Raw genomic sequence first — 16542 nt, 5'->3', positions numbered from 1 at the left:
TTAAAATGGTGAAATGGATATGAACAGTAAATGGATGAACAAGACGTTCTTGGCACTGAGCATTCAAATGGTAATGGGCGTTGCATTTGCTGCAGAAGAACCAGCACTAGGTGAATACGAAACGGTTGATGAAGAAGTTGTTGTTGAAACTGCTGCATCTGTACCGGCTCAAACCGGGCAGGTCGAAACGCAGACTGCAGAAGAATCGGAACTAGGTGGATATGAAGCAGTTGAAGAGGCTGCCGTGGAAACAGCAGCACCTGTAGAGACTCAGGCTGGCCAGGTAGTAGATGCATCTCAAGCTTTACAGCAACAAGAAGGAGATGCTACTCAGGCAGCTAACCTGGAAGAAGTATTTACGTCAAATGAACGCCAATACTCTCTGATAAAACAAGGTGAAATTTCATCATATTACGATATTGATTATACCTATTATCGAGACACTCAACTCGATATTGAAATGGCTCAGGGCCAATTGTATCAACTACGTGTTCAAGAAAATGCAACACATAGTATGACTAATACTTTTACTTTCCAATATGGTGTGAAAGATAACCTGACCTTGACTGCATCTCTACCTTTAGTGGCCAAAACTGACTTGTTAAAAGATACGTCTACTGCAGGTTTGGGCGATATTAGTTTGGGCGCTCGCTGGGAACCCTTTCCACTAAAAGCGGGTCGTCTGCCTCTGATTTTATTTGCAAATTTGTCGACCAAAACGGGTGACAGTCCTTATGAAATTAATGCTGCGACAGATCTGGCAGCAGGAAAGGGCTATTACTCTGCTGGAGTGGGTGCTAGTACACGTAAATACATTGACCCAGTTGTATTGTTTGCATCCGTTTCTGCGAACTATGGTTTTAAAGAATCGGGCCTGAATCAGCGTCGAGGTAGCCGGATTATTGAGGAGTTTGAACCTGGTGTTAGTGGAGGCTTTGCCTTTGGTTTCGCATATTCATTTAACTATGATGTTTCGATGACCATGTCCTATCAGCAAAGCTTTAATACTGGTGCGGAATTTAACTATAACACTGGTGAAAGTTATTCTGCTGCAGATCAGACCAGTTCTACCTTTGCAATTTCCTTAGGGGTGCGAGTTTCTCCAGAAACCATTGTTAATGGTACCGTTGGCTTAGGGCTGACCGAAGATGCACCGGATGTTTCGTTGGGATTATCATTCCCACTTGATATTTTAGGTTTTGGTAAAAAAATCAGTTAATAGGGGTGTCGTATGAAAAACATTCGACTTAGCCCGTTATTAACAGGAATTATTCTTGCGGGCTGTTCAAGTTATACCTTTGCACAATTGGGAACCAACCTTTCAGTTGATTTACGTGCACTATCCATGGGGAATGCCGTCACCGCAGATCCTCCAGGGGTCAATGCCATCCACTTTAACCCGGCTGCACTGACTAAAATTGATGGTCTGCAAACCGAACAGCAAATCATTGTGGCTAATTTTGATATCCAGCGTGAGTTTTCAGTACCGGCCGGATATAACGTATTTGGCTATTCTGATGATCCTATTGTCTGTAATGACGGTCCCGAAGTTTCATCTGATTTGTGTACCGATTTTAAAGGCCCAGTCAAAGGCGATGTGGAATATGTCAGCCTGTATGTTCCTTTTCTGAAAAAAATGGTGGATTTAGGCGAAGGTCTTCCTTTGACTGCACCCACGATGGGGATCGCATACAATCCCCCTGGATCGAAAGCCACTTATGCGACTGCTGTTTATGCTCCTCTCATGGCAGGTTTTGGTCATGAAGATGGGAACCCGGCAAACTTTATGGGACAGCAGGTTGCTTTAGAGCGGATTACCTATCTGTCACCATCCATCGGTTATGAGGTCAATGACCAACTGTCGATTGGTGCTTCTATCGGGATGTCTTATCAAGCCATCGGGATGAAAACGGACTTGCGTTTCCCGAATGAGTTGATTGGGATGTTGCGTATGATCGACGAAGTCGTGTGTACGCCGTTTAAAGAAAATTCCGACATTATTACAGATATTCTTTTGCTCGGGATCTGTAATGCGGATGAGGGGATGAACCCATTTGGCAAGTTTGGTCAAATGCAACTGGAGCTTGAGCAGAACTTAAGCCCAAGTTATAACCTGGGAATATTGTGGGAACCGCGCGAAGACTTTAGTTTTGGTATGGTGTACCAAAGTGCTGCAAAAATGCGCTTAAAAGGTAAATATCATATTGATAATGCCAAAGCTCCTCAGGAAATGATTAAAGGTTTAATGACCTCACCGACCGGCCAGATTCTGGCTGCAATTCTTGGATTTCCTAATTACATACCATCGAGTGAATCTGGTCTGGTGTCGCAGGATTTTGAATATCCGGCGCATTTTCAGGCAGGTATCAAATATAAAGTGATGCCAGATTTGCAAGTGAATTTTGATATTGGCTGGACAGATTACAAGGTCTGGGACGAATTTAAATTCGAATTTGATCGTACCATTTCAGCCCTAAAAATTGCCAAAATTTTGTCTGCCAATGTTACTGACTCAACCTTGGCTTTACCGATGGGATTTGAATCGCCGTGGAACTTTGGTATCGGGATGGAGTATTCCGCTACAGACCGTTTGAAGCTTCGGGCAGGTTATGAACCACGGACCAGTGCTATTCCAAAAAATAAGCGTAATACCATGGTACCGATCAATGGTGCACAGTTATTTGGTTTAGGTGTGGGTTACCGTTTTGATGCAGACACTGATCTGGATCTATCAATTGGTTTCTTGCGTAGCAAAGATCAGATTCCAGCAAATACCAGTAGTTTAGCCAACCAGACCGGGGTAAATAACCTGTTATTAAACCCATATGCAGGTTTAAACGTAAAAACAGATACCAAAATTACAATTTTAGGTTTGAATTATCGCACGCGTTGGTAAGGAAGAAATGATCAAGACAGGGAAAGTAGGATTGACAACGGTACTGGTATTAAGTCTGGTCCCCTTGTCTTTTTATACAAGCGCTAAAGAATTTATTACGATTATTGGTCCGGATGGGCGACCATTAGTCGTACCACGTAATAATGCAGAGAAAAAAACTGAGGAAAAATATCGATTGTCGAAAAAAGTAGGAGCTGCAGCAGTTCAGCCTATACCTGTAAGACAAAACATAGAAAAATTGCCCGTCGTAGAAAATAGGCAAGTTAAACCTAAGCATGACCATAATATGGTTGTACAACCAGTACAACCAGTACAACCAGTACAACCAGTACAACCAGTACAACCAGTACAACCAGTACAACCAGTACAACCAGTACAACCGCATATTGCGCAAGAAAAGATTCAGTCTAAACCACAATTAATACTTGGATCTCAAACTATTCAAATTCCTGATGCTGGAGTTGGATCTTCTGTTGCTACCATACAAAAGCCGGGATTTAGCCAGGTTGAAGGCATTGAATATGTGGATAGTGAGTATCTGGAAAATAAAGAATTTAATTTGGAAGGCAAAAAACGTTTCTATAGCATGCCCGAAGGAGTCGTGGATAAAAATATCGGAACTACCCAGATCCAGACAATTGAACGTGAAAAAGGGGTGGGACAATCCGTATTAAAATCCTTGTTTCAAACGCCAGAAGTAGATTCCGGTCCTGTGGTACTGGCTCAAAGTTATTATCGTATTTCACAGTCGGAGACCATTGATAGCTTGGGCAAGCAGTGTTTTAATGATAAGAAAATTAAAAAAGCGAAAGAAATCAGCCTTAAAAAAGCAGTTAACCTGTGGCCTCGCGTACCTCTTAAAGCAGACGAATTTGATTTTGAAGTGGTAAAGCTTCAATCCGATATCCAGAATATTCAGATCAACTCTTATGCTTCTAGCCAGAAAAATCCAACGTATTATTGGCCTTTTGTTGTGTTTTTAGACAGTCGTGGCTGTGTGCTTGAAGGAGCGGGCGGTTTTAAAAATCAGGAAGGTCAGGCGAATATTATTCAACATGAGCGTATCGAAGGTGTTCTCCAGATTCCTGCTCAAAGTGAATATATATTATTGACGCCTTTGGCCTCTGCGATAGATATTGAAGACAAGATGCTGACAAATCATGGACAACTAAAATTAGTCGCCATTCGATAAGGACTATTCGAGTACAAAAAATATGAAAAATAAAATATTATTTCCATTTGCTTTAACCACACTTTTAACGGCACTGAGCGGGTGTGGTGGGGAAAGTGCCAATGTCATTCCAGAAAAAAACGATGAAGCCACGACTAATGGTACTTGTACCCCAGGTACAACTAACTGTGTGGAATGGGGGCTGGAATATCCGCTCGATGGTTTGAACTTTAACTGTAGTAGCGATACAGAAAATACCTTTATTACGTTATTTGATAGTAAAAATGGGGTTGCTTCTGGAACCTGTCAAAAGACGGATAATATTGAGTTTTATATTCAAAGTTTTGCTTCGCGCAAGATTAATTTAGGTCAAATTAAACTCAGCGACTATGCCAGTTTTAGTGCCCAGACCCAGCTGCCGCGTTTAAGCGTAATCGATATTGCAACTGGGATTACTCGACGTCCGGTAGGTGATTTGGTGCCTAATGATCCTACCGTTCAGGTGGCCATGCGTCTGGTTAAAATTCTGCAAGCTTTGGCGCTAGAAGAAGGGCGTATTATTAATCCATCTGATGTACAACCTTTGTATATTACTGAAGAGATGCGTAAAGACCTGGCGAAAACCAGTGAGAATATCAATCTGATGGATGCCGATTTGGCGACCAAAATTAAAGATTTTGTTGATATCAGCATAATTTCGGATGAGGTGGCTTTTGCCACCGTTAAAAAACTGGTGACGATTGCTAACGCAGCCGTGTATCAGCCAGAATTTTCATTATTCTCAACTTCAGGCGTAATTGGTAGTAACCTGACGGGTTCAGATGGACTGGTGGGCTGTAATCAAAGTCCTTGTGATATTAAGAATAAGAATAATAAATATTTATTTGGCCATTTTATGCTGATTACCGATCGCCAGGGCTATACCTTTGGCAGCGGCTTACAATGGCGTGATAATGAGTTAATTCTGGCTAAAGAAAATTTATCTTCCTTAGGGGGGATTAATGCTCAACTCATCCGTAAGGTGAAACCGGTACAAATGACCGCTGATCCACAAAGTTCATGGATTCATCCAACCAGTAAAACCATTAACACGCCTTACCGCTTGAATGTTGCAAATAATGCGACTCCGCTTGAGTTGTATCAAGGCAGATTATTGAATGATTATGTGATCGCGGGTAAAGAAGCTTTCTATAAGGTGGTGACTGACAAAAAATCGCTGGATACTTCCGATCAAGCCAACTTGGGGTTGTGGCGTTTGCAGGCCGATGGTGAAAACTATACGGGAAGCGTTGATCTATATAAGATTTTCCCGATTAGTTATCTGGATCGTCAGGTTTTTAAAACAGCGCAGAACGTCGCAGATGGGGAGAAATATATCTTCCCAATGTATGCCAATCTGGAATTTAAATTTACAGATACCACTGTTAATCCAATTACTTTGGGAATCGTAATTGACAGTAATGGTGATGTACGCACCAATATGCAATCTTCCAGCAATTTCGCGACTGATCCGGTGAATGGCTGTAAGGGTGATGTGTTGGCAGATACGCTCTTAGATCATCAAAGCATACAACAATATCGCCTCGGGACTTTGGGCCGTGCATTTGTGGCTGATAAAGCGGTTTCCATGCGTCTGATTCTGGCCAATGAAAAGTTTGGTAATATTAATGGCGCATTGGTAGGGGTAGATTCACGCATCCAGTCTTCACCGGATTCTAGGGATTCGATTGTGATCGGTGGTGCGCTGCTCAATTTGTCTAATGTGTTGGATACTAATGTCGGCCAGAATGGGCGTGTAACTTTCCTGAATTCGGCAGGGGATGGGGTACAATGGGCCAATACCTATGCGAGTTTTCAAAAAGTTTATAATAATAACAATGAGGGTGAAACACCGGCAGATATTAGCCTAGCAAAATTAAACGGTGGTTCGGTTGAGTTTAAGCTTGCGGATTGCTATCAAGTCAAAGCCAAATAATATTCTTTAAAAATAAAAAAATCCCATCTTAGTATGGGATTTTTTTATGCCTATTAGATTTAACCGGTATGGTCTAGACGCGTGCCTAAGGTTTCCAGATGCATTGGAAAAATATTATTTTTACGGTCTTCAAAATAATGTCTGAGGGTATGTTCTACACTCGGGAAGGCTAGTTCAGTCCAGGGGATATCTGCTTCATCAAATAAACGCGTTTCGATGGTTTCTTCACCCGCACCAAATTTTCCATCAATCAGATTGGCTTTAAACAACACATAAATTTGACCAATACGCGGAATGTTATACATACAGTAAAGCTGTTCAATGTCTACTTCAGCTTCGGCTTCTTCGCGGGTTTCCCGGGCAGCCCCTTGCTCCATGGTTTCAAACAGTTCCATATAGCCGGCAGGTAAAGTCCATAAGCCATAGCGTGGTTCAATGGCACGACGGCACAACAGTACTTTGTTTTCGAATAAGACTAAAGCGCCACAAATTACTTTCGGATTAATGTAATGAATAGAGCCGCATGAATCACATACGCTGCGAATTTGCTGATCGCCCAAAGGAATTTTAGCAGTGGTTTTATGTCCACAATTCACACAGAAGTTCATATTCATCATCAATGATAAAAGTATGCTCAGGATAACTGAAAAAGCAAAATTTGGCATCATTTCTCTCCCGCCCCGACTAAAATCAGCTATGATGAAATTATGATCATCGTCAGGGTTGAAAGAATGGATGCATGTGAATTGACACAAAGGTTGCAGCAACGCTTACGTTTTTCCAAGCGTATCCGATCTGCGCATGCTGCCGTGTTGATTGCAATTACAGATGAAGCTGATCCGAAAGTATTGCTGACGCGCCGTTCAGCTTATTTGAATAATCATGCCGGAGAAGTCTCATTTCCGGGTGGCAAGCGCGATCCGCAAGATACCAGTAATATTGTGGTGGCTTTAAGGGAAGCCTATGAGGAAACGGCATTGAACCCCTTTGATGTGCATTTGATGGGTGATTTACCCATGCAAAAAGCCCGCAATGGCATGCTGGTCAAACCGATTGTGGGACTGATTCCTCCGCAAGTGAAGCTGATTCCACAACCGACGGAAATCGACCGGATTTTCTTTGCCTCATTGCAGCATTTGCTTGAAGTGACACCTACGCCTTATGAAGTTCGCTTTGCCCAGCAATCTTTATATTTTCCGAGTATGCGGGTAGAAAATGAAGTGGTCTGGGGCTTGACCGCACGTATGCTGATTTCTTTATTTCAATATGGGCTGGATTATAAAAAAGACTGGCCATTCTTGCTTAATTCTCCAACGTTTAAACGCTCCAAATTTTTTTAACCATTGAACAGGATTTTATCAATGTTGTACAAATTTCAGGGACACTTACCTACCGCTACACATCAGCCCTGGGATGGCTGGGTGGCACCAACGGCAACAGTGATTGGACAAGTTGAGCTTGGACGACAAGTCAGTGTCTGGTTTGGGGCTGTAGTACGTGCAGATAACAGTAAAATTAAATTGGGTGACTTTAGTAATGTGCAGGAAAATGCCGTGCTGCATACGGATGCCGGCATCGAGATGAATATTGGCAATTATGTGACAATTGGGCATCAGGCTATGTTGCATGGCTGTACCATTGGAGATAACAGCCTGATCGGAATTCAGGCCGTCATTCTGAACCATGCCGTGATTGGCAAGAATTGTATTATTGGTGCCAATGCCTTGATTCCGGAAGGTAAGGTGATACCCGATAATTCCGTGGTGATGGGCTCACCCGGTAAAGTGGTGAAAATGCTGGATGATGACAGTATTCAAAAATTAACAATGAGTGCCATGCATTATGCCGAGCATTTTCAGAAATTTCAGGATTTGGAAGAAGTGCAACTCTAAGGCACTGTTCTATTAATTGAAGCATAAGCCTAGATTTTCTAGGCATTTTTGTATCTGTTTCGGGAAAATCTCGCGTAGCGGATATGAGTGGAGTATCATATCCGCGTTTTTTATATTCTCTGAATTAAGGTTGTGCATGAAAGTGCTGGCATTGGAGACTGCCAATGAGCAGTGTTCCGTTTCTGTAATCGATGATACTCAAGAACTATTTTTTCAGCTTGATGCGCGCGCCAAGGCACAAACGCAAACGATTCTCCCAATGATTGAACAAGGTCTGCAAGATCTTGGGCTGGCCATTGCTGATTTGACCGCGATTGCCTTTAGTCGTGGTCCGGGTTCTTTTAGCGGTGTGCGTATTAATGCTGCCGTGACTCAGGCCTTGGCTTGGTCCAATGATGTGCCGGTGATTCCGGTGTCAACTTTGCAGGCTTTGGCACAAGCAGCCTACCGTTTGCATGGTCTGACTGAAGTGTCTGCGGTATTGGATGCCCGCATGAGCGAAGTCTATATCGCGAGCTATCAACTGGATGCACAAGGAATTATGCAACCGGTCGATGATGAGCAACTGTTAAGTTATGCAGAAGGTAGCCAAGCTGTGCGCTTTACCCCGGTTGGCTCAGGTGCTGAACTGGTACAAAGCGAAACTTCAATTTATAAAGATGTGCATGCGACCGCACAGGATATTGCCAGCATTGCACGTGCAGCGGCAAAAGCAGAAAATTGGGTGAGTGCAGAATTGGCATTACCCGTATATTTACGCGATAACGCGTGGAAAAAAATTCCAGAACAAGGCAAAGCATAATTAATTAGGATAAAGCATGGATCTTTTACTGCTACTCAAAGCGGCCATCATGGGTATTATCGAAGGCATTACCGAGTTTTTGCCTATTTCTAGTACCGGCCATTTGATTTTGGCATCAGAATTAATGAATTTCTGGACCAAGGAAAAGAGTGATGTATTCGTCATCGCGATCCAGATGGGGGCAATTGCTGCCGTTATTTATGAATATTGGGCACGTCTTTGGGGTGCAGCGACCGGGATTGTCAGCGGTGAACCGCAAGGTCGCCGTTTAGGCATTGGCCTGATTCTGGCTTCTATTCCGATTATATTGATTGGTCTGACGCTGGGACAAACCGTCAAACAATTACTGTTTAATGATATTGCGATTGCCATTGGTTTAATTGTCGGTGGTCTGATCATTATCTGGATTGAAAAGAATCCACCACAAGTCCGTGTCCATGAAGTTGAAGAACTCAGCATTAGAGATGCGATCTGGATTGGCCTAATTCAGGTTCTATCCTTGATACCGGGTACTTCCCGTTCAGGCGCAACTATTATCGGTGCGATGTTCCTCGGTGTGTCCCGTAAGGCAGCGACTGAATTTTCATTTTTCTTGGGTATTCCGGTCATTATCGGCGCTGGCCTGCTGGACCTTTATCAAAGCTATGATGTCTTAAATACGACTGAAGACTGGACCGTGATCGGAGTTGGGCTTCTGGTTTCCTTTATCTCGGCATTGATATTAATCCGTGCGCTGGTCGCTTATGTGGCTAAACGCGACTTTATGATCTTTGCCTGGTATCGTATTGCTTCGGGTCTGCTGATTTTATTATTTGCCTATACAGGTTGGAAATTATGGTAAGCGCGATTCGCTTATATGCCGAATCTGACGATCAAGAGAAAGCACAGCACTTTGAGGCTGTGCTTTCTTCTCGTGGGGTACAGGTTGAGATTGAAACTGTTGAAAAACTCAATGCACGTTTTTTCCGTTTAAATCCTGAACTGGCCCTCTGTGTCGATGCTGACGGACTCTGGTTATGTGCCAACGGCATGAAGATGCAACCGGACTGGCAAGCAGAAACTGGACGTTTAAAACGTGCATCTTTAAAGTCAGAAATGATTGCACGTGCCTGTAATTTAAGTGAAAAACCAAGCTTGGTTGATGCGACTGCAGGTCTAGGACATGACAGTCTGTTGATGGCACATTTAGGCGCGCAAGTGACTCTGGTTGAACGGCATCCGGTTCTATTCACCTTGCTGGAAGATAGCCATATACGTGCCCAGTCGGATGCATTCCTGAGTCAGGTCGTATCCCGGATTCATTTGGTCTTTTCTGATTCAGCCGATTATCTGCAGCAACAGGCCCAGCAGCATAAAGTTGTCGATGTAGTTTATCTTGATCCAATGTTTCCACAGCGGGATCAAAACCAGCAGGCAGTCAAAAAGCAGGCGCAGGTCAAAAAACAGATGCAGCTGTTGCATATGTTATTGCCTGAAGATGGTGAAATGGATCTGGGCGATAATCTTCTGGAACTGGCACAGAAAATTGGCAAACGTGTCGTGGTCAAACGTCCGCGTCTGGCGGTATTTCTGGCCGGAAAAGAGCCAAATCATCAATGGCAAGGCGATGCTTGTCGCTTTGATGCGTATTTTCAGCATGAACTTGTAGCTGAATAGGATAATGGCTTCTTTATTAAGCAAAGATTTGTTATATATTTAAAATTAGCATTGATTAAATGCTTATCAAGCATAAACTTATTCAGCACATTAGCGAGCCACTCATCTCCTTGAAATCCTATGATCGACTTTAAACCCTCCATTAATTTTTGGCACGATTTTAAGAGCAACCAAATTGCCGGGATGTGGTTATTTCTGGGGTCGAGGCGTTCTTTACAACTGGTCCGTCCATCCATCATGCAACTGGTGTTCTGGGGGATCTTAGGGGGCTGCGCCAACAGTTTGTTTAGCTGGCTCAGTTCAGGCCGTATGGGAGATTTTAACTCTCAAGGCCTGATCAGTTATGCGCTTTGGCCTTTCATTGCCCTGATTGTCGGTATTTTTCTTTCGCAACGGGTCAATAATCCACGCTTGATGCTGGTGCCAGCCTTGTTATGGTTGGTGTTAGATACCCATATCATGCTGTTCCAGTGTCTGATTCAGTATCTGGGTGATCTGGATTATCTGCCTTATATCCTTTACGACTATATTCCAACGCTCTTTGTCATGCTGTTTGTCTGGCAAAGTCTGGCAGTGGTCTGGGTGATTTCACATGAATTAAAATGGCCGTGGTGGGAACGTGCGCTGATTATGCTGGCGACTTTGTTTACGCTAGTAGTTTGGCAGATTTCAGTCAAAGATCAGCCGATCTGGAAAGTCGAAGAAATTCCACCGAGTTTTGCCGAAGATGCTTTCTATGCCCAGCCAACTTTGCTGAATAAAGCGCTGGAAAATATCGAGTATGGTGAATTTGCACAGTCACACTGGTATTTCATGGGGGTAGCCGGAGCGAGCTATCAGGATGTATTCCATTCTGAAGTTGAGCGGATTAAAGAGCAGTTTGATACCCGTTTTGGTACTTTTGGCCGATCGATTGCCTTGGTCAATCACCCAGCGACACGTACCACTATGCCGATTGCTTCCAAAACCAGTATGGAGCTGACATTGCGCCGTATGGGGCAGCAGATGAACCGTGAAAGTGACGTATTATTTTTATATATGACCTCTCACGGTTTGCCGAATGTATTTGAAATGGAAAATGCCCCACTGGATCTGGCGCAGGTTGATCCAAAATGGTTGCGTGAAACACTAGATGCATCAGGCATACGTTGGCGCGTGATCGTAATCTCGGCCTGTTTTTCAGGCAGTTTTGCTTCTGCTTTACAGAATGACAATACCTTGGTGATTACGGCTTCGGCAGCTGATCGGCAGTCTTTTGGCTGTTCGAATGAAGCGGATTATACCTATTTTGGTCGTGCGTTCTTTGATGAAGCCATGCGTGAAAATAGCAGCTTGCAAAGCGCTTTCGCACAGGCCACAGATACCGTAGCAAAATGGGAATCAGCTCAAGGTTTTGAGCCATCAGAACCGCAATGGGTGATTGGTAAGAATATGGAATTGATGTTGCCGCAACTGGAGCAACGTTTATTTCCACAGACCACTACGGCGACATCATCTCCCTAGATCAATGTCATCCACAGACCGGTTGCAATAATAAGGAATAGCCATGAAACTTATACAGAACAATAGAAGCTTTGAAGGTGAACAGCGCATTTATCGTTTTGATTCGCGCTATCTTAAATCCCCGACCAAGTTTGGCATTTTTCTGCCGCCTCAAGCTTTAGAGGGCCACAGCTGTCCTGCATTATTCTATCTGGCAGGTTTGACCTGTACTGAAGAAACCTTTGCCATCAAGGCACATGCACAGCGTCTGGCGGCACAGCTTGGCTTGATCCTGATTACACCAGATACTTCGCCGCGTGGCGAAGGTGTGGCAGAAGGCGACAACTGGGATATCGGTCAGGGTGCGGGTTTTTATATCAATGCTACCCAGGCACCATGGGCTGAACACTATCAGATGGAAAGCTTTATTGTCGATGAGCTTTACGCACTGGTCACTGAGGAATTCGTGATCCATCCCGGCAAGATCGGCATCTTTGGCCACTCTATGGGCGGTCATGGCGCATTGACTCTGGCATTTAAATATCCAGAAAAATTCAAATCTGTTTCAGCCTTTGCACCGATTTGTGCCCCGAGCCAGTGTCCTTGGGGCGACAAAGCATTCTCGAATTATCTGGGTACTGAGAAAGAGGAATGGCTCGAACATGATGCAACCGCTTTGGTTCAGGAAAAGGGCGCCTTATTTAGCGATATCCTGATTGATCAGGGTTTTTCGGATCAGTTCTATAGTCAGCTTAATCCAGCCTTGTTTCAGCAAGCTTGTGATGCCGTCAACCAGCCGCTAACTTTGCGTGAACATCAGGGCTATGATCATGGTTATTACTTTATTCAAAGTTTCGTAGATGATCATTTGCAATTCCATGCCGTGCAGTTAAATCCTTAAAGTAGGACTGCAGATATGTAGCAAAGCCAAAAAGATTAAAAAACCTCCAAAATGTTTTTACATTCTGGGGGTTTTTCTTTTAATATCAGATGTATAAAAGTATAAAAAATTGGGGTCGTCATGCAGCAGACAGCAGACGGTATTCGTGTCAGTGAGTCATTATTTCCAGCTGCTTCAAGTTTTTCGACTGAAGCCACGCCTTCTGTCAGACCGAAATATCAGCGATATGGATTCAGATTTCATGGCAGTGCATCCGAATATTTTGGTATCTGGATGGTGAATCTGATGCTGACCATAGTGACATTGACCTTGTACAGCCCTTGGGCCAAGGCACGCCGTATGCGTTATTTCTACGGCAATACCCAATTTTTAAACCATCGCTTCGACTTTGTGGCCATGCCCAGCCGGATCTTGCTGGGTCGTCTGTTTGCACTGGAACTGTATCTGGTTACCGTCGTACTGACCAACTACTCAATCCTTGCTACCAGCTCTTTATTGATGGTCGCTGCGCTGTGTTTGCCCTGGCTCATTCGGATGACCCTGAAATTCAAGGCCCGAAATAGCAAATATGGCAATGTGCGCTTTTATTTTAATGGCAGCAACCGCGAGGCTTATAGGGTCTTATTTCTAGCCATCCTGCTCAATATCTTTACTTTGCTGCTGTTTAGTCCGGTGATGATCTGGCTCTATAAACGATATTGCTTTAATCATTTATCGATTGGTCAGTTGCAATTCAAGCTGAATATTAACTGGTCCAAGTTTATGTCTGCCGTTTATCTGCCCTTGGGTGTTTGCCTGCTGGTTGGTATTGGCTGGCTTGCAGCAGTGGTGTACTGGGTAGACCGGATTGGAACCAATTTGTTTAGTCTGGGTTTACTGCTTAGCTATCTGCTTTGTCTGGCGCTGGTCTGGCCGGTCATTTCTGCACGTTTATACCTCATTACCTGGAATCATGTGGAGCTTGGTCAAAGTTACTTTAAAACACGGGTAACTACCTGGCGTTATAGCTGGATTGTGCTGAGCAACTGGATAGTGCGTGTTCTTAGTCTGGGCTTAATGACGCCTTGGGCTGCCATCCGTTTATATGAATATCAGTTAAAACACTTAGAACTATATGTGGCTGAAGATGAAACCAATCTTGAGCATATCTTGCAACCTGACCCGAGTGCTTTGGCCGATGAAATCCTGAACGTATTTGATTTCGATGCGTCGCTATAGGAGTAAATGTGATGAAACGACCTATCGAAGTTAAGTTTTATGATGGAATTCTCGCTGAAGGCCGTTGTGCCTGGATTGTACCGGATCAGCAACAAGGGATTGTCTTGAAACTTGATGAGGATGTTCCAGTACAAGTTAGCGCTGCAGATTTTTATTTTTCTTATCCGGACATGGCCTACATTGGTGGTGTCGGTGGTCGTAAACCGATTATTGAGCTGCCTGAAGAGCGTCGGATTGAGTTTTTAAGCAAAGCGCCACATTGGCTCGGGATTAAACATAAAGATATTTATCATGCAATCTGGAAGTTTGAACGTTCACCGATCCTGATTTTCTTTTCCATGATCATCGAGATTAGTGCAGTGATTGTGATTTTAAAATGGGGGATTCCTTATAGTGCCAAACAGCTGGCAAAATTCCTTCCGGAGCAGACTCTGGTTGAAGTAGGCAACCGGACAGAGCAGCAGTTAATTGCCCAGACCCAACCAAGTACACTACCGGAAGAACAGCAGATGCGATTAAAAACTTTGTATGAACAAAAGATTGCTGTAGGAAAACCTGCAAAAATTATTTTCCGTCAAGGTGGATCAAGCATGGGCATGAATGCCGCAGCCATCCCGAATAACACCATTATTGTGACTGATGAACTGGTGAAAATCAGCGGCACTGATGAGGAAGTCCTCGCAGTACTGGCCCACGAACAAGGCCATCTGGTACAGAAGCACAGCATGCAAAAAGTGATTTCTAATCTGGGTGTGGCGGGACTGTTTGCCTTTGTAACTGGAGATTTAAGTGATGTGGTCACCGCATATGTAGTGGTCCTGACCGATGCCGGATATTCGCAGGCGATTGAACTGGATGCCGATGACTATGCCATGCAGCATTGGCATCAACAGCAGATTTCCAGTATTCATTTGTCTAACTTTTTGTAGCGGGTGGAAAATGCCAGAATACTGGCAGAGGAGTCTCAAACCTTAAAAATGAAAAATTTCACCCTCAATATCGATGGAAAAGACCGACACCTGACAGAAACCGAACTGAAATGGATTCGCCTGATCGGGAAGTTTAAAAAATATCTGGAATCTCACCCCGAACTGGATAAAAGAATTGAGCGTATTCATGCCTTTAATGAACAGGCGAATCATCGTATTTAGTTTCTGATCATTGCTATGCCCTGATCACTAAGGCTTTTTAATACCTATCTTTGCCAGTTAGCAGTCAGATTTTCCTGTCCCATACGGATCAGATGATCCAGTACTACATTTTCAAGTTTATTCAGGTCAGTGGATTCATCATTACTTTGAATCGTTACGGTTAGATGATCCTGTTCAGGAGCCAATATCACTTCAGCATTTGGAAAATGAATCAGGAAATTTTGTTCGGTTTCATCAATATTAAATTTATGTTTCCAGTGATTGGCCAGGCGTTTGGCAATTCGTGCTGCTTGTTGCGTCTGGATATGGGCAATACTTTTCATCAGTTTTCTACACTATTCATCATTATCCTGCATTTTAAACCAAGCGGTGATGCCGGCATAAGCCTCAAAGCGTTACACAGCGTTTTAATCTTGCAACATCGAATCACAGTAGCCGGAGCGGATTTGATATAATGGGAAAAATCCAATTTCAACAAGCCAGGTTCTCCCATGTCCAAGCCTTATTTAATTGCCCCTTCTATTTTATCTGCTGACTTTGCCCGTTTAGGTGAAGAAGTCGAGAACGTGTTGGAAGCAGGTGCAGACGTTGTCCATTTTGATGTCATGGATAACCATTATGTGCCGAACCTGACTTTTGGTGCGGGTGTTTGCAAGGCCTTGAAAAATTATGGGATTAAGGCGCCCATTGATGTACATTTGATGGTTAAGCCGGTAGATCGCATGATCGGAGATTTCCTTGAAGCGGGTGCTGATATCATTACTTTCCATCCGGAAGCGTCTGATCATATTGACCGTTCTTTACAGTTGATCAAATCAGGTGGCGCCAAAGCGGGTCTAGTGTTTAACCCAGCAACGCCACTGCATTATCTGGATTATGTACTGGATAAAGTCGATCAAATTCTGCTCATGAGTGTGAACCCGGGCTTTGGTGGACAGAAATTTATTCCAATGACTTTGGATAAATTGCGTCAGGCACGCAAACTGATCGATGCTTCAGGTCGTGATATTCGTCTGGAAGTTGATGGCGGTGTTACGCCAAGCAATATTCGTGAAATTGCCGAAGCGGGTGCCGATATGTTTGTGGCGGGTTCAGCTATTTTTGGCAAGCCGGATTATAAAGCTGTGATTGATGAAATGCGTGCGGAATTAGCGAGAGTGGGACAGGTTCAATTGTAATCGTTAAAAACTCATAAGTGCATAAATATGTGGATAACTTTATGGATAAGTGTGTAGATATCTATGTTGATGACCATATGGATATGTTGCATAAAATGTAATCGTTTGTAGCCTGATTGATTGCGATTTAGACAAAATTTGTATAAAAAGAACTCAAATTGGGTTCTTTTTTATCGCCTATAACTCTTGTCTTTGGTGGTTGTTTATTCACCATAGGTTG

At 43.5% G+C, this 16542-nt stretch carries 17 protein-coding genes; 15 read left to right on the top strand and 2 right to left on the bottom strand.

The window, feature by feature from the left end; translation table 11 throughout:
• Positions 1 to 13 precede the first annotated feature (13 nt).
• Genes FTT86_RS10145 through FTT86_RS10130 form a run of 4 tightly spaced genes read left to right on the top strand, consistent with a single transcriptional unit; the run spans position 14 to position 6042 of the window.
• Positions 14 to 1219, top strand: coding sequence for a hypothetical protein (locus FTT86_RS10145; protein ID WP_039901948.1), 1206 nt, complete (start codon positions 14 to 16; stop codon positions 1217 to 1219).
• Positions 1220 to 1231: 12 nt separating this feature from the next.
• Positions 1232 to 2896 (top strand): OmpP1/FadL family transporter, encoded by a 1665-nt coding sequence (locus FTT86_RS10140; RefSeq protein ID WP_004279160.1) that lies wholly within the window; start codon positions 1232 to 1234, stop codon positions 2894 to 2896.
• A 7-nt stretch (positions 2897 to 2903) separates the two neighbouring features.
• On the top strand, positions 2904 to 4088 hold the full coding sequence (gene filE, locus FTT86_RS10135) for a putative pilus assembly protein FilE (RefSeq protein ID WP_180181116.1): 1185 nt from the start codon (positions 2904 to 2906) through the stop codon (positions 4086 to 4088).
• A gap of 22 nt (positions 4089 to 4110) precedes the next feature.
• The gene (locus tag FTT86_RS10130; RefSeq protein ID WP_004279162.1) at positions 4111 to 6042 is read left to right on the top strand and encodes a hypothetical protein; all 1932 of its coding nucleotides are present in this window, start codon (positions 4111 to 4113) and stop codon (positions 6040 to 6042) included.
• Positions 6043 to 6101: 59 nt separating this feature from the next.
• Here the strand turns inward: FTT86_RS10130 and FTT86_RS10125 are convergent, their stop codons facing one another.
• Positions 6102 to 6650 carry an NUDIX hydrolase gene (locus FTT86_RS10125; protein ID WP_161785319.1) on the bottom strand — a complete coding sequence of 183 codons (549 nt, stop codon included), beginning with the start codon at positions 6648 to 6650 and terminating at the stop codon, positions 6102 to 6104.
• A 123-nt stretch (positions 6651 to 6773) separates the two neighbouring features.
• Between FTT86_RS10125 and FTT86_RS10120 the strand changes: the two genes are divergently transcribed.
• From FTT86_RS10120 to FTT86_RS16115, 10 genes are all read left to right on the top strand, one after another.
• Positions 6774 to 7382 (top strand): CoA pyrophosphatase, encoded by a 609-nt coding sequence (locus tag FTT86_RS10120; protein WP_004279164.1) that lies wholly within the window; start codon positions 6774 to 6776, stop codon positions 7380 to 7382.
• 24 nt (positions 7383 to 7406) lie between these two features.
• Positions 7407 to 7934, top strand: a complete 528-nt coding sequence (locus FTT86_RS10115; protein WP_171054296.1) for a gamma carbonic anhydrase family protein — start codon at positions 7407 to 7409, stop codon at positions 7932 to 7934.
• A gap of 136 nt (positions 7935 to 8070) precedes the next feature.
• Positions 8071 to 8736, top strand: coding sequence for a tRNA (adenosine(37)-N6)-threonylcarbamoyltransferase complex dimerization subunit type 1 TsaB (gene tsaB, locus FTT86_RS10110; RefSeq protein WP_004279166.1), 666 nt, complete (start codon positions 8071 to 8073; stop codon positions 8734 to 8736).
• 16 nt (positions 8737 to 8752) lie between these two features.
• The gene (locus FTT86_RS10105) at positions 8753 to 9577 is read left to right on the top strand and encodes an undecaprenyl-diphosphate phosphatase (protein WP_004279167.1); all 825 of its coding nucleotides are present in this window, start codon (positions 8753 to 8755) and stop codon (positions 9575 to 9577) included.
• Positions 9571 to 10392 (top strand): class I SAM-dependent methyltransferase, encoded by an 822-nt coding sequence (locus tag FTT86_RS10100; RefSeq protein WP_044109187.1) that lies wholly within the window; start codon positions 9571 to 9573, stop codon positions 10390 to 10392. The genes FTT86_RS10105 and FTT86_RS10100 overlap by 7 nt, the downstream gene beginning before the upstream one ends.
• 120 nt (positions 10393 to 10512) lie before the next feature.
• The gene (locus FTT86_RS10095; RefSeq protein WP_004279169.1) at positions 10513 to 11895 is read left to right on the top strand and encodes a C13 family peptidase; all 1383 of its coding nucleotides are present in this window, start codon (positions 10513 to 10515) and stop codon (positions 11893 to 11895) included.
• Positions 11896 to 11938: 43 nt separating this feature from the next.
• Positions 11939 to 12775, top strand: a complete 837-nt coding sequence (gene fghA / locus FTT86_RS10090; RefSeq protein WP_004279170.1) for an S-formylglutathione hydrolase — start codon at positions 11939 to 11941, stop codon at positions 12773 to 12775.
• 120 nt (positions 12776 to 12895) lie between these two features.
• A complete protein-coding gene (locus tag FTT86_RS10085) occupies positions 12896 to 13993 on the top strand; it encodes a YjgN family protein (protein ID WP_004279171.1) in 1098 nt (365 codons plus the stop codon).
• 11 nt (positions 13994 to 14004) lie between these two features.
• Positions 14005 to 14922, top strand: a complete 918-nt coding sequence (locus FTT86_RS10080; protein ID WP_077067972.1) for a M48 family metallopeptidase — start codon at positions 14005 to 14007, stop codon at positions 14920 to 14922.
• A gap of 48 nt (positions 14923 to 14970) precedes the next feature.
• Entirely contained in the window at positions 14971 to 15144 is a 174-nt protein-coding gene (locus FTT86_RS16115) for a hypothetical protein (protein ID WP_247143851.1), read from the top strand.
• A 44-nt stretch (positions 15145 to 15188) separates the two neighbouring features.
• Here FTT86_RS16115 and FTT86_RS10075 read toward each other — a convergent pair whose 3' ends face one another.
• Positions 15189 to 15467: a DUF2218 domain-containing protein gene (locus FTT86_RS10075; protein ID WP_005104887.1), complete on the bottom strand. Its 279-nt coding sequence runs from the start codon at positions 15465 to 15467 to the stop codon at positions 15189 to 15191.
• A 168-nt stretch (positions 15468 to 15635) separates the two neighbouring features.
• Between FTT86_RS10075 and rpe the strand changes: the two genes are divergently transcribed.
• Complete coding sequence (rpe, locus tag FTT86_RS10070) at positions 15636 to 16322, top strand: ribulose-phosphate 3-epimerase (protein ID WP_004279174.1); 687 nt, start codon at positions 15636 to 15638, stop codon at positions 16320 to 16322.
• Positions 16323 to 16542 lie beyond the last annotated feature (220 nt).

It is taken from the genome of Acinetobacter sp. YH01021, assembly GCF_013420255.1.
GTDB lineage: Bacteria > Pseudomonadota > Gammaproteobacteria > Pseudomonadales > Moraxellaceae > Acinetobacter.
The sequence above is the reverse complement of the archived record's forward strand: the minus strand, read 5'-3'. Positions and strand labels throughout refer to the sequence as shown.

Bases quoted from the DNA above. Each gene is read 5' to 3' on its own strand.
- FTT86_RS10145 (WP_039901948.1), top strand. From the start codon at position 14: ATGGATATGAACAGTAAATGGATGAACAAGACGTTCTTGGCACTGAGC.
- FTT86_RS10140 (WP_004279160.1), top strand. From the start codon at position 1,232: ATGAAAAACATTCGACTTAGCCCGTTATTAACAGGAATTATTCTTGCG.
- filE (WP_180181116.1), top strand. From the start codon at position 2,904: ATGATCAAGACAGGGAAAGTAGGATTGACAACGGTACTGGTATTAAGT.
- FTT86_RS10130 (WP_004279162.1), top strand. From the start codon at position 4,111: ATGAAAAATAAAATATTATTTCCATTTGCTTTAACCACACTTTTAACG.
- FTT86_RS10125 (WP_161785319.1), bottom strand. From the start codon at position 6,650: ATGAACTTCTGTGTGAATTGTGGACATAAAACCACTGCTAAAATTCCT.
- FTT86_RS10120 (WP_004279164.1), top strand. From the start codon at position 6,774: ATGGATGCATGTGAATTGACACAAAGGTTGCAGCAACGCTTACGTTTT.
- tsaB (WP_004279166.1), top strand. From the start codon at position 8,071: ATGAAAGTGCTGGCATTGGAGACTGCCAATGAGCAGTGTTCCGTTTCT.
- FTT86_RS10105 (WP_004279167.1), top strand. From the start codon at position 8,753: ATGGATCTTTTACTGCTACTCAAAGCGGCCATCATGGGTATTATCGAA.
- FTT86_RS10100 (WP_044109187.1), top strand. From the start codon at position 9,571: ATGGTAAGCGCGATTCGCTTATATGCCGAATCTGACGATCAAGAGAAA.
- FTT86_RS10095 (WP_004279169.1), top strand. From the start codon at position 10,513: ATGATCGACTTTAAACCCTCCATTAATTTTTGGCACGATTTTAAGAGC.
- fghA (WP_004279170.1), top strand. From the start codon at position 11,939: ATGAAACTTATACAGAACAATAGAAGCTTTGAAGGTGAACAGCGCATT.
- FTT86_RS10085 (WP_004279171.1), top strand. From the start codon at position 12,896: ATGCAGCAGACAGCAGACGGTATTCGTGTCAGTGAGTCATTATTTCCA.
- FTT86_RS10080 (WP_077067972.1), top strand. From the start codon at position 14,005: ATGAAACGACCTATCGAAGTTAAGTTTTATGATGGAATTCTCGCTGAA.
- FTT86_RS16115 (WP_247143851.1), top strand. From the start codon at position 14,971: ATGAAAAATTTCACCCTCAATATCGATGGAAAAGACCGACACCTGACA.
- FTT86_RS10075 (WP_005104887.1), bottom strand. From the start codon at position 15,467: ATGAAAAGTATTGCCCATATCCAGACGCAACAAGCAGCACGAATTGCC.
- rpe (WP_004279174.1), top strand. From the start codon at position 15,636: ATGTCCAAGCCTTATTTAATTGCCCCTTCTATTTTATCTGCTGACTTT.